The 21,015-nt window shown below is 62.5% G+C and carries 18 protein-coding genes; 10 read left to right on the forward strand and 8 right to left on the reverse strand.

Going from position 1 to position 21,015, the window contains the following annotated elements; all coding sequences use genetic code 11:
• Nucleotides 1-54: 54 nt before the first annotated feature.
• Both SSA02_RS01435 and SSA02_RS01440 read left to right on the forward strand, forming a co-directional pair.
• Nucleotides 55-1,176: an ROK family transcriptional regulator gene (locus SSA02_RS01435; RefSeq protein WP_147092143.1), complete on the forward strand. Its 1,122-nt coding sequence runs from the start codon at nt 55-57 to the stop codon at nt 1,174-1,176.
• A gap of 521 nt (nt 1,177-1,697) precedes the next feature.
• Nucleotides 1,698-3,626: an OprO/OprP family phosphate-selective porin gene (locus SSA02_RS01440; RefSeq protein ID WP_147092144.1), complete on the forward strand. Its 1,929-nt coding sequence runs from the start codon at nt 1,698-1,700 to the stop codon at nt 3,624-3,626.
• 114 nt (nt 3,627-3,740) lie between these two features.
• Here the strand turns inward: SSA02_RS01440 and SSA02_RS01445 are convergent, their stop codons facing one another.
• The 7 genes from SSA02_RS01445 to exbB all read right to left on the reverse strand — a co-directional run bounded on the left by SSA02_RS01445 (nt 3,741) and on the right by exbB (nt 9,599).
• The gene (locus SSA02_RS01445; protein WP_147092145.1) at nt 3,741-4,385 is read right to left on the reverse strand and encodes a PqiC family protein; all 645 of its coding nucleotides are present in this window, start codon (nt 4,383-4,385) and stop codon (nt 3,741-3,743) included.
• Nucleotides 4,382-5,344, reverse strand: coding sequence for an MlaD family protein (locus tag SSA02_RS01450; protein WP_147092146.1), 963 nt, complete (start codon nt 5,342-5,344; stop codon nt 4,382-4,384). Before SSA02_RS01450 ends, SSA02_RS01445 begins: the two co-directional genes overlap by 4 nt.
• The gene (locus SSA02_RS01455; RefSeq protein ID WP_246103601.1) at nt 5,341-6,087 is read right to left on the reverse strand and encodes an ABC transporter ATP-binding protein; all 747 of its coding nucleotides are present in this window, start codon (nt 6,085-6,087) and stop codon (nt 5,341-5,343) included. The genes SSA02_RS01450 and SSA02_RS01455 overlap by 4 nt, the downstream gene beginning before the upstream one ends.
• An 81-nt stretch (nt 6,088-6,168) precedes the next feature.
• The gene (locus SSA02_RS01460; protein ID WP_246103548.1) at nt 6,169-7,395 is read right to left on the reverse strand and encodes an MlaE family ABC transporter permease; all 1,227 of its coding nucleotides are present in this window, start codon (nt 7,393-7,395) and stop codon (nt 6,169-6,171) included.
• Nucleotides 7,396-7,546: 151 nt separating this feature from the next.
• Entirely contained in the window at nt 7,547-8,413 is an 867-nt protein-coding gene (locus tag SSA02_RS01465; protein ID WP_246103549.1) for an energy transducer TonB family protein, read from the reverse strand.
• Complete coding sequence (exbD, locus tag SSA02_RS01470) at nt 8,410-8,844, reverse strand: TonB system transport protein ExbD (protein WP_147092148.1); 435 nt, start codon at nt 8,842-8,844, stop codon at nt 8,410-8,412. Before exbD ends, SSA02_RS01465 begins: the two co-directional genes overlap by 4 nt.
• Before the next feature lie 2 nt (nt 8,845-8,846).
• Nucleotides 8,847-9,599, reverse strand: coding sequence for a tonB-system energizer ExbB (exbB, locus tag SSA02_RS01475; protein ID WP_147092627.1), 753 nt, complete (start codon nt 9,597-9,599; stop codon nt 8,847-8,849).
• Between the two features lie 246 nt (nt 9,600-9,845).
• Here exbB and SSA02_RS01480 point away from each other — a divergent pair, with 246 nt between their 5' ends.
• The 8 genes from SSA02_RS01480 (at nt 9,846) to SSA02_RS01515 (ending at nt 20,656) form a co-directional block, all read left to right on the forward strand.
• A complete protein-coding gene (locus SSA02_RS01480; RefSeq protein ID WP_147092149.1) occupies nt 9,846-10,529 on the forward strand; it encodes a Fe2+-dependent dioxygenase in 684 nt (227 codons plus the stop codon).
• Nucleotides 10,530-10,735: 206 nt separating this feature from the next.
• Entirely contained in the window at nt 10,736-10,993 is a 258-nt protein-coding gene (locus tag SSA02_RS01485) for a DUF3311 domain-containing protein (RefSeq protein ID WP_147092150.1), read from the forward strand.
• Complete coding sequence (locus SSA02_RS01490; RefSeq protein ID WP_147092151.1) at nt 10,990-12,399, forward strand: SLC5/6 family protein; 1,410 nt, start codon at nt 10,990-10,992, stop codon at nt 12,397-12,399. The genes SSA02_RS01485 and SSA02_RS01490 overlap by 4 nt, the downstream gene beginning before the upstream one ends.
• 315 nt (nt 12,400-12,714) lie before the next feature.
• Nucleotides 12,715-14,547, forward strand: a complete 1,833-nt coding sequence (gene dhaL, locus SSA02_RS01495) for a dihydroxyacetone kinase subunit DhaL (protein WP_147092152.1) — start codon at nt 12,715-12,717, stop codon at nt 14,545-14,547.
• Between the two features lie 27 nt (nt 14,548-14,574).
• The gene (locus tag SSA02_RS01500; RefSeq protein ID WP_147092153.1) at nt 14,575-15,702 is read left to right on the forward strand and encodes an MDR/zinc-dependent alcohol dehydrogenase-like family protein; all 1,128 of its coding nucleotides are present in this window, start codon (nt 14,575-14,577) and stop codon (nt 15,700-15,702) included.
• Between the two features lie 371 nt (nt 15,703-16,073).
• On the forward strand, nt 16,074-17,504 hold the full coding sequence (locus SSA02_RS01505; RefSeq protein WP_186807625.1) for a carbohydrate porin: 1,431 nt from the start codon (nt 16,074-16,076) through the stop codon (nt 17,502-17,504).
• 366 nt (nt 17,505-17,870) lie between these two features.
• Nucleotides 17,871-20,117, forward strand: a complete 2,247-nt coding sequence (locus SSA02_RS01510) for a TonB-dependent receptor (protein ID WP_186807626.1) — start codon at nt 17,871-17,873, stop codon at nt 20,115-20,117.
• 23 nt (nt 20,118-20,140) lie between these two features.
• A complete protein-coding gene (locus tag SSA02_RS01515) occupies nt 20,141-20,656 on the forward strand; it encodes a tetratricopeptide repeat protein (RefSeq protein WP_371859167.1) in 516 nt (171 codons plus the stop codon).
• Here the strand turns inward: SSA02_RS01515 and SSA02_RS01520 are convergent.
• Nucleotides 20,653-20,937, reverse strand: a complete 285-nt coding sequence (locus SSA02_RS01520) for a hypothetical protein (protein WP_147092157.1) — start codon at nt 20,935-20,937, stop codon at nt 20,653-20,655. The genes SSA02_RS01515 and SSA02_RS01520 overlap by 4 nt on opposite strands.
• Between the last annotated feature and the right edge of the window lie 78 nt (nt 20,938-21,015).

Here is a 21,015-nt window from a genome sequence, read left to right on the forward strand (position 1 = left end):
AATCCTTTCCCCGGTCGTCATGAAAAAATCATCGACCGGCGCCCGGAACTCCTGATGACTGCTGTCGGCTTTGCCCTTCCCAGACTATCGCGCACGGAGCGCTCGGTGCTCAGGCTCATGTGGGGGAAGGAGAACATCTCACAAAAGCGCATCATCGATGCGAGCAATCTGCCCCAGCAAACCGTCTCTCGCATTCTGACGTCTTTCGTGGAGAACGATATCGTGCGGGTCGGCATGACGATGGGTGATCGCAGGCCGGGAAAACCCCAGAGGGCCCTGCATATCGTGCCGGAAACCGCCTACGGGCTCGGTATAGCCATTCTGGCCGATACGATTTCTCTCGCCATCACCGATATGAATGGCGTTCCCGTCCTGCAGGAGATGCACGCCCACCGCTCCTGCACGCCGCAACAAGCCGCGCGCTGGACGAAAGACAGGCTGGAACGTCTCGCGCTCGCCCGTCCGGAGATCATGTCCCGTGTTGCAGGACTCGGGATCGCGATGACCGGATCGTTCGTGGATCGGCGTCATTTCAACACGCCGAACAGTCTCGAATCCTGGGCGAATATCGATGTGCTGGACTGGGCTGCGTCGGTGACGACGCTGCCGGTTCTGGTGGAAAATGACGGAACGGCCGCGGCCCTCGCGGAAGCCAGGCTCGGCAAGGGGCGAGACACGGGAAGTTTCGCCTATCTCTATCTCGCCGAGGGTGTGGGAGGCGGGGTCATTCTCGAGGGGCGCGCCTGGCGGGGGGCTCACGGCAATGCGGGAGAATACGCAGCCGGGTTGCATCTGCCCGTCTATCCCTATCCCAATCTTGATCTTCTGCGCCGGATCCTGGCCCGCGACGGGATGGAGTTTCCTACCGTCACGGATATGGTCAGTGCCTTCGACCCCGACTGGAGCGGCAACAGGGTCTGGGTTTCCAGTGTGAAGGATTCCCTCTCGGTGATCGTTTCCAACGCAATGGGTATTCTGGATGTGGATGCGGTCGTTCTGGGGGGGCAGATCCCCGAGGCTCTCGTCGATCTGGTGCGACCGCATATTGCCGTCTTCGATCAGGAACGACGCGGCGTTCTCAGGCCTCGCGGGTCGATTTTCGCGGCAGGAGTGAAAGAGAATGCAGCCGCGATCGGCGCCTCGACCCTGACGGTGAGAGCCTATCTCGATCTCTGAGGAAAACACCGCGTCGCTTTTCCCCCCGCCATAACCCCCTCCTGCCGGTCTGCGCCCTGTCCGGCATCGCCGGGCGTCTTCGCTGCACTCACGCCGCAGCCCCTCCCGTGCGAGGCAACCGGCCCCTCCGGATGAGGCCCATTCCTGCGCCTGGAGCGGATGGATGAGCCGGAAGCGCAAGGCGGTCGAACACAGAGCGCCCGTCATCAGTCTGACCGGAAAATCGACCGGATTTCGCAGCAGGGTATCCCACATGCATCCTGTTCGACCCGGGTCCGGAACCGAACATGGATCGGGTCGGGTCCTGCAGGATTGCAAGCAGCGCGTGGTGTTTCCGGAGTGGGAACAGGAAGCGGTCGTAGTCTATACATGGGAGAGGAAGTATCGTATTTCTTATTACAAATCATTTCATATCAGAGTATTTCAATTTTATTGTTTTGTCATAAAATGGTCACGCAATCGTCTCAATGGCTCCTCTATAGCTCCGCTTACTTAGTTCAGTTCAGAGTTTATCGAGACCTATGCGCCTGCGCTGCCTTACGACCCTTCTGCTTCTTTGCGGCGCCTGCATGCCGATCCAGACCTTCGCAGCCGGGAAGGAGGATGACATAGCGGCGCTCCGCCGCGAGATGCATGAAATGCGCGCGCAGATGCAGGGAGAGATCGCGGCTCTGCGGCAGGAACTCGCCAGAGAGCGCGCCTCCAGAAAGCTGGCGCCGGGCAAGCTGGCGCTGGGAAAAGGGACGAAGCCCGGGGCGGCGCGAACCCCGGGGCAGCATGAGCACAGGGCAGAGACGCGGATCGCGAAAGTGCAGAGCATTGATGCGCCGTCCGGTCCGACCGGTCGTCGTCCTCCAGCCGTCGGACATCATCCGGAGGCTCACGGGTCTCTTCCCGATACAGGTGCTCTGGATGTTATCGCGCCACAGCCGACACATGGACCCGACCGGGGAAATGCCAGCCATGAAGAGGGGCGGAACGGGGCCATTCGTCTCGCCTCTGCGCGATCGGAAGCTGCCCCGGGTGCTGATCCGGGTGCTGATCCGGGTGCTGCTTCTGGTCCGGGCGGGTCGTCGCCGGCGCGTGGTGGGGGTGCCCACGATGTGCGTCTCGATCCGCCGCCCGATCACGGCCTCAACATGTCCCTCGCCGATTTCCGCCACGCGACGCGCACCGCCGAGACGGTCAGTATCGGCGGAATCCGGATCGGCTTTCCCAGAGGGCGACCGACAATTGCATCCGATGACGGTCTGTATGCCTTCTCCGCCGGTCTGGTCATGCATCTCGATATCGGAGGATTTCCTTCCTCCGGCCCGTCGGACGGGCAGACGGGACGTTTCCCCAAGCTGAACGAGAATGCACGTCGTCTTCGTCTTCCCCTGACATGGCGCTACGGCAACCTCATGGCGAGTCTCACGCCGGAATGGGGGCGGACGGTCGACGGTACAGCAGGATTGTACGAGGCGAACATGGTGTATGCCGGGGTCAGGAACTCGCAATTCGTTCTCGGATATTACCAGCCGCGCGTAACGATGCACGATGCGGAATCCTCCAACGGCTTCATGTTCATGGAGCGCGCCTCGGTGTCCGAAGTGGTGCGCCTCATCGCTGCGGGCGATACGCGCATGACATTCGGCGGGCGCAGCCATGGCGAGCGCTGGTATCTCGGGGCCTATCTCACCGGTCAGACCTATGGCGACCGGACGAACGATCCGACGGTGTCCGACAGCCAGGTCGGCAGCGTCCTGCGCGTGACAGGGCGCCCCATCGCCACGAAGACGACCGATCTGCATATCGGCGTGTCCTCGACCATGTCGTTCAAGCGCAACCAGACGGCACGCGGGCGCGTGCTGTCTCTGAGCGATCGCCCCGAGACCCGCCTGACCAATGAGCGCCTGATTTCGACAGGCACCATCACGGATGTGAAAAACGTCTGGGCGATCGGCCCGGAAATCGGTCTCCGATACGAAAACGCCCTTATCCAGGCCGAATATTATCATATCGGCGTGGATCGCAACGCGTCCGCCTCCCGAAAGGGGCCGGCGCCCGATCTGGGGTTTCAGGGATATTACGTCGAGGGCAGCTATACGCTTCTGGGCAAGCCCCGGCGATACAGCCCCAAGGATGGCGCTTTCGCCGCGCCGGCCCCGAACGAGGAATTCGATCTGTGGCACAATCACTGGGGGGCGCTCGAACTGGTGGGGCGATACAGCGTGATGGATTTCAACAGCCATTTGCGGGGGAGCCTGCCCGCATCGGCAACCGGCGGCGTACGGGGCGGCGTACAGACGGTATGGTCGGGCGGGCTCGACTGGTATCCGAGCCGCCATTACAGGATCCAGCTTCAGTATAACCATATCGAGGCGACCCGGTCCGAAACGGCGGGAAGCGTCAACACCAGAGGGCGCCGGATCGACATGATCGGCAGCCGGTTCCAGGCGGCTTTCTGAGCGAGAGACAGGGGGCTTTCCGCCCCGGAACGAGATCAGCCCCTAAACGCCGCCATGTCGCGACGCGGTCGCCGGGAGGGAGCGTTGCCGGGCTGGGCGTTACCGGGCTGGGCGTTACCGGGAGCCGCCGGACGGAGCGGCAATCCGGTCCGCCAGCTTCGTGAACAGGGTCTGCAGAAGGGCTGCACGCTGGGAATCGTGTGCGACCGGTCCCTCAGCCTCGATCATGGCGTGCTGCGTCGTTTCTGCCGGAAATGTTCGTGCCGGAGATGTTCGTGCCGGAAATGTTCGTGCCGGGGATGCTTTTGCCGGGGATGTTTCCGTCAGGGGCGTCCCGGTCCAGGAGGCGACGAGCCGGGCCTTGCCGTCGGTTGTCAGATCGAAGCGCTCGATGGTGATGCTCAGGCGCGTTGCTGCCGATTCCATCGGGGCGTGACCGGTGACGAATTTTGCGGGCCAGTCCTGTGAGAGCCGGGCGATGACGAGATCGGTTGCAGTACGCGACAGACGGCTGGCCCAGCGCCCGTTCGGACTGCGGATCAGTCTGCTTCCGTCGCGAAGGAGGATATCCTGCGTGTCGAATTCGTCCGGCACGATCAGACGCGGAACGAAGACGGTCTCGGCTGCCGGTCCGGGCGCGGGACTCTGCGCGAGCGGGGGCGAGAGCGTATAGACCTGCACGGGTGGCGCGGCGCATCCGGCGAGAGGCGCGACGAGAAGCGCGATGAGAAGGGCGGAACCCGGATACCGGCATCTCATTGGCGACGTCCTGTCAGAAGAAGTTGCGGATTACGTTCCACGTCGTTGGCGAAGCCTCGCAATGCCGAGGCGGCGGCTGCGATATCGCGCAGGGTGGCGGCAAGATTGGCCCTGTCTTCCGAGCGCGAGCCCGTCATGTCCCGGATATTGCCGAGAGCCTGGTTCGCTGTTTCCATCGTCCGGCGGCTGTTCTCGACAAGGAGATGCAGATCGTGCCCGCGCGCCGTCAGCTGACCCGATCCGTTCCGGGCCAGACGGTCGATATCGGTGAGTGTTTTCTGAAGCTGCGGCTGAAGCGCCGTGATCATGAGCTGCGCGGTATCGACGAGCGCGCGGCTGTGATCGGATGTCTGTTTCACGCTGTCCGCCAGGGCGGGAATGCTCCTGTCCAGGGTTTCGGCGAGATGTTTCAGCGTCACGAGAGTCGAGGCGGCATCTGTGCTGAGTTTGCGCAAGGGAAGATGGGTCAGCGTGTTCGTGATGGCCTGTATCGAGGATTGCCGGGTCGGGATCTCGGTTTCGGACGCGATCTCCGGATGAAAGACGGCCGGTGTCTCCGGTGCGATATCGAGATCGATCTGCGAGGTGCCGGTTACGAAGCTCTTCAGATTCATCTCGCCCCGCAGGCCGTGATCGACCAGCTCCCTGAGGCTGGGAAGATGGCCGTTCTTGCGCCCCGCAACGAGAATGTCGTCGCGTCTGAGCGTGATATAGACAGGAATGAACGCTTCGCGCGTCTTCGGGTCGTAATCGATGGCGATACGATCCACCGCGCCGACCTGTACGCCCCGGAAACTGACCGGCGCTCCGACGGACAGACCGTTGGTGGCCCCTCTGAATACCAGCACGGCCCGGTCCGTATGGGAGAAGGGGTTGAAACTCCCGAACAGGACGAAGGCGCTGACGAGAAGGGCGACACCTCCGAGGACGAAGGCGCCGACGAGTGCTTGCCGGTTCATGGTCTGCTGTCTTTCTCGTTGCGTTGTCTGTTCATGAAGGCATGGACCTGCGGGTCAGTGCAGCGATCGCGGAGCTGCTTCGGCGATCCGTGCGCGATCGGACGTTTGCTCACCGCATCGAGAAAGATGCCGTCATCGGCGATCCGGAACAAACTCGGCAGTTCGTGGCTGACGATCACGATCGTCGCACCCAGCCCGTCGCGCAGATTGAGGATGAGGTCGTCCAGACGCGCGGAGGTGATCGGGTCGAGCCCTGCTGAGGGTTCGTCGAAGAAGAGAATATCGGGATCGAGCGCGAGTGCGCGCGCCAGTCCGGCCCGCTTGCGCATGCCGCCGCTTATTTCCGAGGGCATCAGATCGATCGCATCGAGAAGCCCCACAAGCGCGAGCTTGAGGGAGACCATCTGCCTTATGGAGGCGGAATCCAGTGCGGTGAACATCTGGAGCGGCAGGGCGACATTTTCGCCGAGCGTCATGGAGCTCCATAATGCCCCGTTCTGGAACAGAACGCCGAAGCGGTGATTGAGCTCAGTGCGGCGTCTGTCGTTTCCTGCCCAGTAATCCTCGCCATCCAGCATAAACGTGCCGCAGCTCGGGCGAAGAAGGCCGATCATGCTCTTGAGCAGGGTCGATTTGCCGCAGCCCGAACCACCCATGACCGCGAAGATACTGCCACGCCGGACCGAGAGATCGATATGCGACTGGATGATTTTCGGCCCGAAGGCGAGGGTCACGTCCTTCATGGTCAGGACCGGCCCGCCCGGGCCTGTCTCCGTCGCGTGCGGGTCATGCAGGGTCGATGGCGAAGAGCGGTCCTGCATGACTCAGATCCCCACGCTGTTGGCGATGACAGCGAACACGGCATCGAGGGCGATGACACCTACGATGCCGATCACCACGGCGCGGGTGGCGGCAATGCCGACATCGGCTGCCGAACGACCGGCCTTCATCCCGATGCGACAGCTTGTCAGGCCTATGAAGGCACCGAACACGATGCTCTTGACGAGGCCGAACACGAACTGACCCGGACCGAAAGCGATCACGGTCTGATGGAAATAACCCAGGCTCGTGATGTCGAGCATGGATATGGCCACCACATACCCGCCCAGCATACCGATCAGGCAGCCATACAGATAGAGAAGGGGCATCGTGATCACGAGCGAGAGCACGGCAGGCAGAACCAGATAGGAGGAGATCGGGATGCCGAAGACGCGCAAGGCGTCGATTTCCTCGTTTCCCTGCATGGTCGAGATGCGCGCGGCATAGGCGCCGCCCGTACGACCGGCCATGATGATGGCCGTCATCACGGCGGCCATCTCGCGCACGGAGGCGATGCCGACCAGACTCGCCACATAGATTCCGGCCGCGAATTTCTGGAGCTGCACGGCGCCGACGAAAGCGAGGATGGCGCCGATCAGGAAATTGACCACACCGACAATGAGCAGTGCCGATGGCCCGGCACTGGCGAAGTCGTTCAGGAGATCGCTGCGCCGCATACCCGAGCGACGGGACAGGATGCGCAGGCTGGCCTGCATCGTCTGTCGCGCCAGCGCCGCAATCGCCCCGGTCTCGGCCAGCATGGCGATGAAGCCGCCGCCGATACGTTCCAGAAAGGCAGGACGTCCCTTCCTGCGCGATGCGCCCTGCGCGGGACGGGCGTTTTCGGGCAGGAGGCCGAGCAATCGCTGTACGGGTGAGGGAAGCGGTTCGGAATCGAAGCGTATCCCGGCCTCTGTGCAGGCCTGACGCACATCCCAGAGAAAGGCGATCAGGCCTGTATCCCAGGCCGAAACCCCCGAGAGATCGCAGGCGAGGCGCTGGATTGCGGGCGAGGAGGGGGCGATGTCACCGCGTCCGCCCGGGGCAGGCGTTCGAGCTGTCTCGCGGGACGCGTTCGCCGTGAGATCCTGCGCCGTGAAGCGCGGAAGGGCCGTTTCCCGTCCTATCCAGCGGCCCGAAAGGGTCAGCGATGCTCCGTCACGACCCCGGACGATCGACCAGACCGGCATGTCGGCGGAGGCGGGAAGCGCGCCTTTGCGCGGTTCGGTCATGGGTTTTGCTGTTCGGATGTGTCGGATACGCACATGGAAGCATAGTGGCCCCAGGCGATCGAACTGGCAAGGATGCGCCGGTTCCGCGCGATACAGGCCCGGTTTTTTCAGGGCGCATGCCTGTGTCAGGCAGATGCGCCATGCGTTCGACTCAGCGTTCGTTCATGAAGAACTCGATAGGGACGGTCAGGGTCAGGATCGTCCCCCTGATGGTATCCGGCGGCGCGGGGAGCGGCTCTGCACGGCGGACGAGCGCGAGGGTTTCCTCGTCGAGCAGTGTATATCCCGTCTTGCGAACTAGTCCGGCAGAAAGGACATGTCCGTTGCGATCCATCGAGAACCGCAACAGGGCGGTTCCTTCCTGGCGGTCGGACTGGGCTTCTGCCGGATAGCGTTTGACGCGTTCGAGACGGGCCAGAACGGCACCCTGCCAGCTCGCAGGAGACTCGGAAGCATCTCTTCGGGACGGGGGTCCCTTGGCCGCCTGGGCGGAAACGGTCGAGGGCGGCGCATCGGAAGGCGGCGGGGCCGTATCCGATGTGGCCTGTGTCGGCACGCCGGGTGGCGTGGGTCTGATCACGGGATGCGCCTCGCGCGGCTTGCGATGCAGGGGCGCGGACCGGATTTTTTCCGGCACGGCGACCGGAGGGATCGGGACCGGAGAAGGCGGTGCCATGATCTCAGGGGGTTTGGCGGGCGGCTCCGGTACCGGCGGCGGCCCGGGAGGTTTTTCGAGAGGCGGCGCCTGGATGCGGGCCGGCTCGGGTGCGAGATCGATGGCAATCGCCGCTGGCGGGGGCGAGTAGGGCAGGGGCGGAGGAGGGGTATGATGCAGCAGAAGACCCATACCCGTCAGGCCGCCCAGGGCCGCAGCGACGAGAGAGAGGGCATAGAGGCGCCGGAGTCGTCTGGCCTCGGTTGCGATATGTCGTTCATAGGCGAGGTGGAAGAGCCGCGTTCCGTTCTCTCCGGGTCCGGCGAAACCCGGGAGCGTCTGTGGCCGGGCCGAGGCGCTCACGGTGAGTCTCCCTCGTCCTGTCCCTGGAGATTGACGAGGGCCACTTTCAGAAACCCGGCCTTGCGCATCAGATCCATGGTTTTCATCAGGGTCTCGTAATCGACGGTCTTGTCGGCGCGCAGGAAGATGCGCTCATCCTTGTGTCCATCCGTCAGGCTCATGAGACGGGCCGTCAGGGTCTCGTTCGCAACATCCTCATCGCCGAGAGCGAGGCCGTGATCCGCCTTGATGGTGACGAAAACCGGATCGTTCGGTCGGGGGGCGGGTTTTGCCGTAGATGCCGGAAGATCGACCGGCACGTTCACGGTGCTCAGCGGGGCGGTGACCATGAAGATGACGAGAAGCACGAGCATCACGTCGATGAGAGGGGTGACGTTCAGCTCATGCGCGTCGGGCGCGCTCTCATCGGCATGACGCATACGCAGGGCCATGCTCAGCGTCCCGCCTGTTCGGCACGGGCCGTGGCCAGATGCAGGACCTGGCCGCCGCCGTTCTGCACATGGAGCCGGCTCAGATCGCGCGAGACGATCCGCAGGATCAGGGCCGTGAGATCGCCGAGCTGCGCCTTGCATCCGAGGCATTGCCGCGAAAGATAGTTGTAGATCACGACCGCCGGTATGGCGGCGACGAGGCCGAGCGCCGTGGCGAGAAGAGCCTCTGCGATACCGGGAGCCACCACGGCGAGGCTGGTCGCCCTGGTGGCCGCGATGCCGGTGAACGAGGTCATGATACCCCAGACCGTACCGAACAGACCGATGAAGGGGGCGGTTGCGCCGATGGTTGCCAGCACGCCGGTGCCGCGCAGGAGACGCCGCCCCTCGGCGGCTTCGAGCCTTTCGAGATGCAGCATGATCCGCTCCTTCAGACCGTCGCGGTCGTCCAGAGCATCGATCGATCTGGCCCATTCGCTTGCGGCCGCAAGAAGGAGTGGTCTTACGATTCCCTCCTCCGGGCAGAGATCCTGGGCCGACTGCAGGGAGGATGCCTCTTCGATCCGCCGCTCCGCCACCCCCAGACGCGCGGCAACGCGGCGCAGTTCGATCGTTTTTGCGACGAATACCGCCCAGCTCAGAAGAGCTGCCGCGATGAGCAGCAGCATGACCAGACGCACGACCGGACCGGCGCCGAGGAACATCTCCCACGGTGTGAAAGGAAGCGAGGCGAGGTCGCTGGCGGGCACGGCCATGAGGCACTCCTTCGATACGGTTCGATCGTCGGGACCCTTTCGGGGCGCTGCGATCGGGGCGGTTTGACGACGCCCGTCATCGCGGTCGGCACGGGCGTCGGGCATCGGGCGTCGGGCGGTCGCGCATTCGGGAAAGGCGCGTGTTACCGGCATGTAATCCGGCACCTCCTCCCTGTTAATCAGATTCATTCTCAATTACAAGAAAGCGATCGCCTGAAACGCAATCTCTTGGGGAGGGTCGAAATCATGCTCGTTCACATTCCGGGTGTCCTGACCCGGGAAGAACTCGAATTCTGTCTGGAAACCCTCGAGCGGGCGGCATGGCGCGACGGTCGGGCGACGGCAGGACAGCAATCCGCCAAGGCGAAGAACAATCTGCAGATCCCCCAGGATTCCGAGGAATCCCGGGTGCTGGGCGAGGTCGTGCTCCAGGCGCTCGGGCGCAATCCCGTTTTCAACAGCGCAGCCCTGCCGCTGAGGGTCTATCCACCGCTTTTCAACCGCTACGATACGGGGATGGCGTTCGGCGCGCATGTGGATAATGCGATCAGACCGATCCCCGATACGGGATTCCGGATCCGGACCGACGTCTCATCGACGCTTTTCCTGACAGGTCCCGAATCCTACGATGGCGGCGAACTCGTCATTCAGGACACCTATGGGGAACAGCGCGTCCGGTTGCCGGCGGGCGATATGGTCGTTTATCCCGCGACGAGCCTGCACCGGGTCAGCCCCGTCACGCGCGGAAGCCGATGGGCGTCGTTCTTCTGGAGCCAGTCCATGGTGAGAGACGACACGAAACGCGCTTTGCTCTACGATTTCGATCGATCGATCATCGAGACGCGCAAGGCATTGCCGGACGATCATCCGGCTGTTCTGGGCCTGACATCCACCTATCACAATCTTCTGCGCCAGTGGGCCGAACTCTGAACGCATCGTCCCGGTGATGCCTGTTCCGACGCGCTCCCTCCCGACCCGGGGCAGGGATATCGTCCGGACAGTGATATCGTTCGGACAGTGATATCGTCAGGGCAGGAATGGCGTCAGGTCGGACAAGCTGCATTGCCGGGCTGGCCGGACACGGGGCTGCGCGATAAACCCGATGCATCGCCCCCGATGACGGACTCCTTTCGTTCATGCCAGATCCCGTCCTGCCAGAGCCTGTTTTGCCAGATCCTGTCCTGCCAGAACCTGCGCCCCATATACGGCACGCCAGGCTTTTTCTCGCCCTGATCGTCCCCGCTATCGCGGTGCTGGTGCCCATGCCGTTTCTCTACGGATCGGAACGCGCGGTTTGCGGCGTGCCTGTCGCGCTGGTCTGGCTGTTCTGCTGTATCCCCCTGACGACGCTGTGTCTGTATCTCGCCGAACGCCTGTCGGGCGGGAACGCGTGAGGGCAGTCTTCTTTCTGATCGTGATCGCCTTCGCCATCGGTCTCGCGCTTTTTGCCGGGCGGCAGGTGCAGAAAGGCGACCCGCGCGCCTTTTTCGTCGCGCGGGGCCGTTTCGGGGCCTTGCTCTTCTTCTTCGTCTTCGTCGGAGAAACCTATTCCATAGGCTCGATGCTGGGATTTCCCGGGGGAATTGCGGCACAGGGGCGCGTGGATGTGGCGCTCTGGTTCACGGCCTATATCCTGCTCGCCTTTCCGATCGGGTATCTTCTCTATCCCCGCCTGTGGCGGCTCGGGCAGGAATGCGGTGCCATCACCCTGCCGGATCTGCTCGGGCGCTATCATGGTTCGGTTCTGCTCGAGCGGATGTCGGGGGCGCTCCTGCTGGGGCTCATGCTGCCTCTCGGGACGATGCAGTTCATCGGCCTGACCGATGCCCTGTCCCGGCTCGGTCTTCCGTTGCCTCCCTTTCTTCTCGCGCTGCTCTCCGCCGGTGTCGCTCTGGTTTTCGTCATGGGTGCCGGGATGCGCGGGGCGGCAATGACCGCCATGCTGAAGGACGGTCTGGTGGTTCTGATCATTCTGGGTGTGGCTCTGGCGGCCATGCTGCACTGGACGGGTCATGTGCCGGGCCATATCCCGGGCCAGGCAATCACGGGAGGCGAGCAACGGACGGCGCTGTTCCGCTTCCGGCAGGCGCCTCATCCCGTTCCCTCCTGCATCGCGATCCTGACGATCATTCTCGTCCAGGCACCCGGGTTCTGTATCGCCCCCCAGACCGTTGCCGCCCTGTTCTCTGCGCGCGATCCGCATACGATCCGCCGCGCCCAGATCTGGATGCCGCTCTATCTGCTCCTTTTCCCGTTTCTCCTCGTCATCGCCATGTTCGGTCTGGCCCATCCGTCCGCCATGCAGCGCCCCGATCAGGTCTTTCTCACCGTAGCGACGCGGCTTCTGCCGGACTGGGCGGTCGGTCTGGTTCTCGGAGGGGTGGCGCTGACGGCTCTCGTATGGCTCGGCGGAGTCTGCCTCAGTCTCGGGGCCATCGTGGCCCGCAATATCCTGCCGGACGTGCCGCAGGAGCGGCAGAGAAGGACGGGCCTTGTCGTGATCGTTCTCTATCTCGTCCTGTCGGTCCTGACATCGCTGTCGCCGGGTCTGCTGATCGTGACGCTCAACAGGCTTTTCTATGTCGGGCTCATCCAGCTTCTCCCTGCGACATTGCTCTGCGTTATGGGGAGGCGGACGGCGTCATTGCCGATCCTGTGCGGGATCGGTGCCGGTATTCTGGGTGGACTCGCCCTTTCCTTCGCACCCATGGCGCTGGGGGGCGTGACACCTGCCTTGCCGGCCCTGATGGCGAATGTTCTCGTGCTCGTCGCGATCATGAAAACCGCCTCCCGTGCATGACACGCGCAACCCATCTGCGCATCCTGCAGGCGGTGACATAAAATATAACATTTGGCCATAATCGGAACATTCGACCCTGCGTCTGTGTCTGAAGGGTGTTTTTTGGCGAAATTACAGGCATACCACTGATAATTTTGCCTGTTTTCCATATTTCCCGCCCGGAAACGCTGGGTCGCGCCATTCCGGATCTGTCAGATCCTACATATTAGGTCACGAATATCACTCTCGAGAGTGTGATTTTACGCAGAATGGCTGTTACGGTTAAGACGGACGGGCACACAGGGTGTTTTCCCGGCATTCAGTATGGGGCCCATTATGGATCATTCATTCGAACACGCAGCACAGAGCAGCCATGCTGATGGCGCTGCGTCCCAGTCTTCCGCAGCACGGCCCAAGCTGGACCGCATCTTCAACGATCCCGACGGGGTCGTGGAAGACGGTGTGCGCGGCGCATTGCTTGCTCATCCCGATATCATCGTCGAGACGGCCAATCCGCGCGTCGTCAAGCGCGCCAGGACCACGGGCCGCCGCAAGGTCGGCGTGATCACGGGTGGCGGTTCGGGTCACGAGCCTGCCTTCCTCGGCTATGTCGGCACGGGCCTGCTGGATTCGGTTGCCATCGGCGAGATTTTCTCCTCCCCCACGGCGGTGAGCTTCCTCGACGCCATGAAGGAAGCCGATACCGGCGCTGGCGTCGCCTGTCTCTTCGGCAATTATGCCGGTGACACGATGAATGTCCGCATGGCAGCGCGGGATGCGCAGCAGGCCGGGATCAAGGTCGAGACGGTCGTCGCGACCGACGACGTGGCCTCCGCTCCGGCCAGCGAAGCCGAGCGTCGCCGCGGTGTTGCCGGCGAGATCCTGATGTGGAAGGCCGCCGGCGCCCGCGCCGAGGAAGGCGCTTCGCTGGATGAGGTCATTGCCGTGGCCCGCAAGGCCATTGCCAATACCCGCTCCATCGGTGTCGGCCTCACGCCCTGCACGATCGTCGCCAACGGCCACCCGAATTTCTCGATCGAGCTCGGCACCATGGAAGTCGGTATCGGCCATCATGGCGAGCCCGGCGTCTCCGTCCAGGAACTGGGCCGCTCGCGCGATATCGCCAGGCTGATGCTCGAGCACATCCTGCCCGACCTGCCTTTCACCAGAGGCGATCGCGTGACGGTGCTGCTCTCGGGTCTGGGCGCTACCCCGGTCATCGAGCTCTATGTGCTTTACGCCGATGTGGCCGATCTCCTGAAGGAGAAGGGCATCGAGGTGGCGCATCGCTTCGTCGGCAATCTCTTCACCTCGCTCGAGATGAAGGGCGCCACGCTCACCGTCATGAAGACCGACGAGGAGCTGGACCGCCTGATGGCCGCGCCCGCCGAGTCCATCGGTCTGGTGCGTGTCGGTGCCGGTGCGGCACAGGCGCAGGCTGCTGAAGCCCCCACCGCCACAGCCGAACCGGTCGAGGCGCTGGTCAAGACCGCAACGGGCGAGAAATACGTGCCCAAGGGCGGTATTCCCGTTGCCGAAACCACGAAGGTCGTTCCGGCTCTGGTCGATGCGATCGTCAAGGCGCGCGACTGGCTGAGCGAGATCGATGGCAAGATCGGCGATGGCGATCACGGCATCAACATGGCCAAGGGCTTCGCCCGCTGCGGCGAAGCGCTGGGCGCCAATCCGCCGGTCATGGAAAAGGGTCTCGACGCCCTGTCCGACTCGCTGATGGCCGGCATCGGCGGCTCGATGGGTCCGCTTTACGGCCGCTTCTTCGAAGGCATGGCGATCCCGCTGCGCAATGTCGAGTTCCTCGACGGCAAGCTCTTCGCCCAGATGCTCGACGGGGCGCTGGCCGGGATCAACAGCCTCGGCAATGCCCGCGTGGGTGACAAGACCCTCGTCGATACGCTGCAGCCGGCTGTGGAACAGTTTCACAAGGCTCTGGATGACGGGAAGTCGTTCGAGCAGGCTCTGGTTGCCATGTCGGAAGCGGCTGAACGCGGTCGCGACTCCACGGTCGATCTGGTGGCCCGTATCGGTCGCGCCAGTCGGCTGGGCGAGCGTTCGCGCGGCGTGCTCGATGCCGGTGCAACCTCCTGCTGCCTGATCCTCCAGACCATTGCGAAAGAACTTGAGGCCCCGGCGCGCAAACATAACGCCTGATCCGCCTCAATCCTGAAAGACAAGATCATGAACAAAGTCGTCACACCCGATCTGGACGCCCTGCAGAAAGAAGCAGCCAGCGTCAACCTGCCGGAAAAAATGATGGCCGTCGTCGCCTACGAGCCCGGCGATTATCGCTGGGAAGAGGTGGACGTGCCCCGCGCCGGTCCCGATGACATCATCATCGAGGTCGAAACCGTCGGCATCTGCGCCGGTGACATCAAGTGCTTCCTGGGCGCACCCTCCTTCTGGGGCGACAAGGAGCAGCCCCGCTACGTCAAGCCCCCGATGATCCCGGGCCACGAGTTCATCGGCCGCGCCGTCGAGATCGGCGAGAACCTGCGCGGGCAGTACAAGGTGGGCGATCGTCTGATCAGCGAGCAGATCGTCCCCTGCGACGAGTGCCGCTACTGCAAGGGCGGTCAGTACTGGATGTGCGAGCGTCACGACCTGTACGGCTTCCAGAACAACACGAACGGCGCCATGGCGAAGTACATGCGCTTCCCCAAGACGTCGCGCACCCATCGCGTGCCGGAGGACATGCCCGCCGAGGCGGCAGCCCTGATCGAGCCCTATGCCTGCTCTGTTCACGCCGTGAACCGTGCGAACATCCAGCTCGACGACGTGGTGGTTCTGGCCGGTGCGGGTACGCTGGGTCTGGGCATGGTGGGCGCTGCCCGCCTGAAGAACCCGAGCAAGCTGATCGTGCTCGATACCAAGCAGGACCGTCTGGATCTGGCCAGGAAGTTCGGCGCGGACATCGTGATGAACCCGCTGGAAGAGGACGTGGTTGCCAAGGTCAAGGAACTGACCGGCGGCTATGGCTGCGACGTCTATATCGAGGCGACCGGTCATCCCTCCAGCGTCCGTCAGGGCCTGCACATGATCCGCAAGCTCGGCCGCTTCGTCGAGTTCAGCGTGTTCGGCGATGAAGTGACCTGCGACTGGTCCATCATCTCCGACCGCAAGGAACTCGACGTGCTCGGCGCGCATCTGGGTCCGTATTGCTATCCCTTCACCATCGCCGCCATTGCGGACGGGCGTCTCCCGGTCGAGGGCGTGGTGACCCATTCCCTGCCGCTGGACAAGTGGAAGGAAGGGTTCGACCTGATGAAGAAGGGCGACAAGTCCATCAAGACGGTTCTGATCCCGTAAGACGATCGCGTCAGGGACGCGCCCACCCGGAGGCAGTTCCGGTGGGTGAAAAGGAAAAGGCGGTCCCGGAAGGGGCCGCCTTTTTTCGTCCTGTCTCGCGGGAGTCGTCCGCTGCGCGTAACGGTCAAATTGTTTCTCCGGGCCGGACCGGCTGGCAGATGTCCGAAAACAGCCACAAAAGAACGGTCGTTCCCGGAGGATGGTCGCCGCCCCGGAGAGACGTTCCGCCCCGGAACCGGCAGGCGCCTCGGCAAGGGCGCCTCGACAAGGGCGCCTCGACAAGGGCGCGTCGGCCGGGGGAGGGCATCAGCAGAGGGGGGGGGCGTCTGCAAGGGGCGCGTGCGGCAGGAGAGGGAGGCGCAAGAACACGAATGGCGATGTGGATGACGAAACGGGCGGCAGCTCGTGCAGGCGGGAAGGGCTCACCCGGTGCGGAAAGGGCAGAGGGGTATCGCGGCGCGCACAAGCGCGCACTGCTCGGCTGTCTGCTGCTTTCGTGGCTCCTGTTTCCTGTCACGGCCTTGGCGGATGCGCCTGCGGCAATGGTCGGACTGGGCAGGCTCGCCGGGCGCGGGGTGATCCTGCATCTTCAGCATACCGGTGAGACCCTGACGATGCTGACCGCCCCTCCTGCCGGATGGAAAAAGGGCACCGGGAGCGTCGGGATCGCCACTCTGGGGGCCGATATGGACTGGGAACGTCTGGCCGATGCGCGTGGCGTCAGCACCCATATCGTGCTGGCCAGCGGCTACGGTTCGCCGACCAGCCGGAAATTCGGCGATTTTCTGACCCCGAGCCAGGCGACCTATGGCGGGACAGGCAATGTCGTGATCCATCTCGTCTCGGCCTATGTCGAGCGGGCAATGCTCTACGATCGCGTCAATATCGCTGCGGGGCGGATGACATTTCTTTCGGATTTCTCTGCCAACCCGCTTTACTGCAATTTCATGAATGCGGCGTTTTGCGGCAATCCCCGGGCTGCGAGCGACAACACCGCCCATGCTGCATTTCCCACGGCGAGCTGGGCAGCGCGCATCCGCGTGCAGCTTCTCGAGGCCCTCATCCTGCAATCGGGTGTCTATTTTACCCAGACCAGACATCAATATGCCCTCTCGCAGATGCGCAGCGGCTTCAAGTTCAACGGAGCGACGATCGATGGCGAAGCGATCCCGCTCGAACTGGCCTGGGCGCCGCGCCTCGGTCGGGGGGGGAAACTGCCCGGGCATTACAAGATCGGTTTCGTCTGGGATACGGCCAGTCACGACAGCCTCTTCGAGGACAGGGAAGGAAAACTGATCGCGGTGACCGGCGCGCCGCCGCGGCGCTTTCACGGTGCATGGTCGGCATGGTTCCTGATCGATCAGCGTCTGATGCGTTTTCCGGGGCATGGTCCCGATGCCGGCATCACGTTTCTCGGGGTCGCTTACTTCAACACGCCACGCTCGCAATTACGACAGGCCCAGTACTCCGCAGGACTCGTCGTTCTCGGGGCATTCTCGGGACGCCCCCTCGATTCCTTTGCGATCAACATCGCCTATACGCGGATCGCCACCCCTCTGCGCCGCGCCCAGAAGCGGCTCCGGAGAATCGCGGCAAACGCCGGACCGGCAGATGCATGGCCGAAGCCTGTCACAGGATCGCCCCGGAGCGATGCGGCAATCGTGGAGGCATTCTACCAGTTTCACCTGATGCGCGGGGTGAGCATAGCGCCCGATCTGCAATTCTATCTGTATCCCGATGGACGAAAAAGCCTCGGGAAGCAGCTCATGATGGGCGTGAAGACCCATGTCGAGTTCATCTGAATGCGATGCCCGGCCCCGCCGGTCCGTCATGAAGTATGTGACAAAATTGTCACTTATGGTGTCGCGTTGAGAAAGATTTTAAGAATCGTTTGCATCTATGTGTCACCTGACGGTAACTCGCCTTCGGAGGTCGGGCAGTAATGTGACGTATAGCAGGTTCGGGTCAGACACCGCGAAGGGTTTCCCGGATTGTTTCATAATATATCACGACCTGATCCGGCTTCCGAATGAGAATAAAAACGTCGATCGGTGAGTCCAATGCCTGAAGAAACGCTGTTCCGCTCCTTGAAGCTCGCAGGAAACTCCGGAGAGACTTGCGATGTCTCCGGCGCCGCCCGGAAACGGAAACGGTTATTGTTTCTTGCCATGAGCGCCGGAATGGGTGCCGGAGCCGTTTGCAGCAGCATCGAGGATGCCGAGGCGAAAGAGAGCGATGCGAGCACTCCGGTGAGTGCCTCAATGGATATGTCGGACAGCACGGAGATGCAGCTCCCTGCCGTGCGGATCCATGGTCGCGAGCAGGTCAACACCCTCAATACGAATACGACGCGTCTCGATATCGGACGCATGCCCGATACCGTGCGCGAAACGCCTCAGACGATCACCGTCGTTCCGGAAAAGATCATCGAACAGCAGAGAATCTTCACCCTCGATCAGGCATTGGCCAACGTGCCTGGCATCACGATGTCTGCCGGTGAAGGCAATGGCGGCATGAACGGGAACCAGTTCCGCATAAGGGGGCAGCAGGCGCGAGGCGACATCTACGAGGACGGTCTGCGCGATTTCGGCAATTATGTGCGCGATGTCTACAACACCCAGAGCGTGGAAGTCGTGAAAGGTCCGTCCGGCGAGTATTTCGGCGCTGGAAATGTCGGCGGGGTCATCAACCAGACCCTCAAGAAAGCGCATGAGGGCAACGTCGTCTCCGCCGATCAGTCTTTCGGGAGTGGAATGCTCTATCGCGGCACGGCCGATGCGAATTATCAGATCGGCGCGCATACGGCCCTGCGGGTCAATGGCATGTACAACAAGCAGATGATTGCAGACCGGAACAACGTTCGCACGGACCGTTACGGTGCCGCCGCCGATCTCGGTTTCGGACTTGGAACGAAAACGACCTGGCATCTGAACTATCAGTGGCTCGGCAGTCGCGGTCGCCCCGATTACGGCGTCTCGATGATCAGAACGGGCGATGTCTATCGTCCGATCACGGAATACGGCCTGCCGCGCAGCACGAATTATTCGCGCAATTTCGATCGCGACCGCGGCAACGTGCATATGGTGACCTCGAAATTCTCGTCACAGATCGCGCGCTGGCTCACTTTGTCGAACAGCACGCGCTATTCCCATTATACCCGCAATTTCGCGGCCACGACCCCGTCTGCATGCAGCGGCGCCTGTGCGGCTGCCTTCCTTGCCGGGGGTAATCCGACCCTTCCCTACGGGGCCGGCGGAGGTATGGCCTACGATCAGGCCGGCTGGGGCGTACAGAACGTTTCCATGGGACATTCGAAATTCAGAACCGGATTTCTGCGGCACGATATCCGTGCCGGTGTCGATATCAACTATACCAAGGACAACAGGGCTTACGGCTCCTATCTGAACCGCTCGAACTCCCAGTCCATACGAACGCCGCAATTCGAATATCCCGGCACCGAAATCGTCTACCCGGCAAGCGGGATGCGAACGGGCGATTTTCGTGATCTCGGGCTGTTCCTGGCGGACAAGATCCATCTGACACGCCAGCTCTCTGTCTATGGCACGGTGCGCTGGGACGATTATGCGGCGAGCTACTGGAGCGCCGCGGCAGCCGGAGCGGGAACCCAGAGACAGAACTCCAACCGCTTCAGCCCCTCGGCGAGCCTGATGTACGAGCCGCTCGAGAACACGACCTTCTATTTCACGTTCTCGCAATCCTACAAGCCGGTCGGCACCGATGTCTCTTCGCTCACCATGGGCAGATCGGATATCGGAGACGTTCCCGTCAACGGGCGCGATCTGAAGCCGCAGCGCAGCGATCTCTACGAGCTTGGAGGCAAGGCGGATTTTCTCGACAAGCGTCTTGGCGTGACGGCAGCCATATTCCAGATCGAGCAGAACAATTCCTTCACCTATGACGATGACGGCAATATTCTCGTGGGGTTCCAGGATGCCGGGTCCGGGCGCCGTATCCGCGGGCTGGAAGTCAGCGCCTCGGGCCAGATCACGCGGGACTGGGAAATCTACGGTTCGTACGCCTATATGGGCGGCAAGGTGACGAACAGCCGAAACTATCAGGACAGAAAGGCGCCCCAGCTTCCCGATAACAGTCTCTCGGTCTGGAGCACCTACGATCTTTCCCGTCTCGTTCTCAAACCACAGCAGGGATCGCTGAAGGCGGGCGGCGGTGTGCAATATGCATCGGGATACTGGGCCAATGAGGCAAACACCGGCCGAATGCCCGCAAACATTTCCGTCAATGCAATGCTGTCCTACGATTATGCCCGCTACCATATGCAGTTCAACGCCAACAATCTCACGAACCATCTGAATTACGGATCGGCGTTCTCGACAGGGCGCGCGGTTCCGACCTCCGGGCGTACGTTCCTCGGCTCGATCGGAGTCAGATTCTGAGCCCTGCATTCACAGATGCGCGTCTGCAAGCGACGCTCTATCTTGCCCAATGGCATCTAGAGAATGGCTCTCCGCGCGAGGCGTTTACGTTTTTTCACGCCGCTGCGCGCGGGGGGCATCCTGCAGCCGTCAATATGCTCGGTCGCGCCTATGAACGTGGCTGGGGGGTGAAGCGCAATGCTGCGAAAGCCGCGAAATTATTCCAGCGTGCAGCAGAAGCAGGAGATGCCTGGGCCAGATTCAACCTCGCGGATCTCTTCTATCTCGGTGACGGGGTCGATCCCGACCGCGCGCGGGCCTGCGCGCTCTATGCGGAAGCGGCCCGGGGCGGCATCCTTCCGGCACTCAACATGCTGGGTATCCTGCATGAGGAGGGATACGGGTCTCATGCGCCCGATCCGGTGGCGGCAAGGCTGTTCTATCGTGCGGCTGCCCGGCAGGGCGACGGAAACGCAAAGAGGAATCTGATGCGACTGGAGGCTTCATGTGCCGACGCCCGCGAGGAGGCGTTCGGCACATGTGCGAGGGCCGCGGTCTAGTTGACCGAGGCCTCCTTGCGTTCTCCCATGGCGAAAGCTTTCATGATCGACTCGGCGAGCAGCTTGGCTGCCTTCGGCGTGAGTCTGAGGTGAGCGGTCGGCGCGACGACAATCTCGTTTCCATGCGGCCGCTCGGCGGCGAGCGTCACGGTGATGATTCCTCCGACATGACCGTAAACGGGAACGTTGTCGGCGAATATGATGGGGGCGGATTCTGCATTCAGTGAAGCGATACCCTGGGCGATCTGTTCCAAGATCTTGTTCGACGTATTGTCTGCCATGTGCAGAGAGCCCTGTTTTGATGAAGAAAATCCAGACTCGGAGAGCTGGTCAGGTGGATGTTACAATGAGCCTGCCCT

This window comes from Swaminathania salitolerans (assembly GCF_007988945.1).
Lineage (GTDB): Bacteria > Pseudomonadota > Alphaproteobacteria > Acetobacterales > Acetobacteraceae > Swaminathania > Swaminathania salitolerans.

Excerpts from the sequence above, each read along its gene's own strand:
- SSA02_RS01485 (WP_147092150.1), top strand. The coding sequence starts at position 10,736 with ATGCCAGATCCCGTCCTGCCAGAGCCTGTTTTGCCAGATCCTGTCCTG.
- SSA02_RS01440 (WP_147092144.1), top strand. The coding sequence starts at position 1,698 with ATGCGCCTGCGCTGCCTTACGACCCTTCTGCTTCTTTGCGGCGCCTGC.
- SSA02_RS01480 (WP_147092149.1), top strand. The coding sequence starts at position 9,846 with ATGCTCGTTCACATTCCGGGTGTCCTGACCCGGGAAGAACTCGAATTC.
- SSA02_RS01455 (WP_246103601.1), bottom strand. The coding sequence starts at position 6,087 with ATGAAGGACGTGACCCTCGCCTTCGGGCCGAAAATCATCCAGTCGCAT.
- SSA02_RS01510 (WP_186807626.1), top strand. The coding sequence starts at position 17,871 with ATGAGCGCCGGAATGGGTGCCGGAGCCGTTTGCAGCAGCATCGAGGAT.
- SSA02_RS01505 (WP_186807625.1), top strand. The coding sequence starts at position 16,074 with ATGGCGATGTGGATGACGAAACGGGCGGCAGCTCGTGCAGGCGGGAAG.
- exbD (WP_147092148.1), bottom strand. The coding sequence starts at position 8,844 with ATGGCCCTGCGTATGCGTCATGCCGATGAGAGCGCGCCCGACGCGCAT.
- SSA02_RS01445 (WP_147092145.1), bottom strand. The coding sequence starts at position 4,385 with ATGAGATGCCGGTATCCGGGTTCCGCCCTTCTCATCGCGCTTCTCGTC.
- SSA02_RS01500 (WP_147092153.1), top strand. The coding sequence starts at position 14,575 with ATGAACAAAGTCGTCACACCCGATCTGGACGCCCTGCAGAAAGAAGCA.
- SSA02_RS01450 (WP_147092146.1), bottom strand. The coding sequence starts at position 5,344 with ATGAACCGGCAAGCACTCGTCGGCGCCTTCGTCCTCGGAGGTGTCGCC.
- SSA02_RS01460 (WP_246103548.1), bottom strand. The coding sequence starts at position 7,395 with ATGACCGAACCGCGCAAAGGCGCGCTTCCCGCCTCCGCCGACATGCCG.
- dhaL (WP_147092152.1), top strand. The coding sequence starts at position 12,715 with ATGGATCATTCATTCGAACACGCAGCACAGAGCAGCCATGCTGATGGC.
- exbB (WP_147092627.1), bottom strand. The coding sequence starts at position 9,599 with ATGGCCGTGCCCGCCAGCGACCTCGCCTCGCTTCCTTTCACACCGTGG.
- SSA02_RS01520 (WP_147092157.1), bottom strand. The coding sequence starts at position 20,937 with ATGGCAGACAATACGTCGAACAAGATCTTGGAACAGATCGCCCAGGGT.
- SSA02_RS01435 (WP_147092143.1), top strand. The coding sequence starts at position 55 with ATGACTGCTGTCGGCTTTGCCCTTCCCAGACTATCGCGCACGGAGCGC.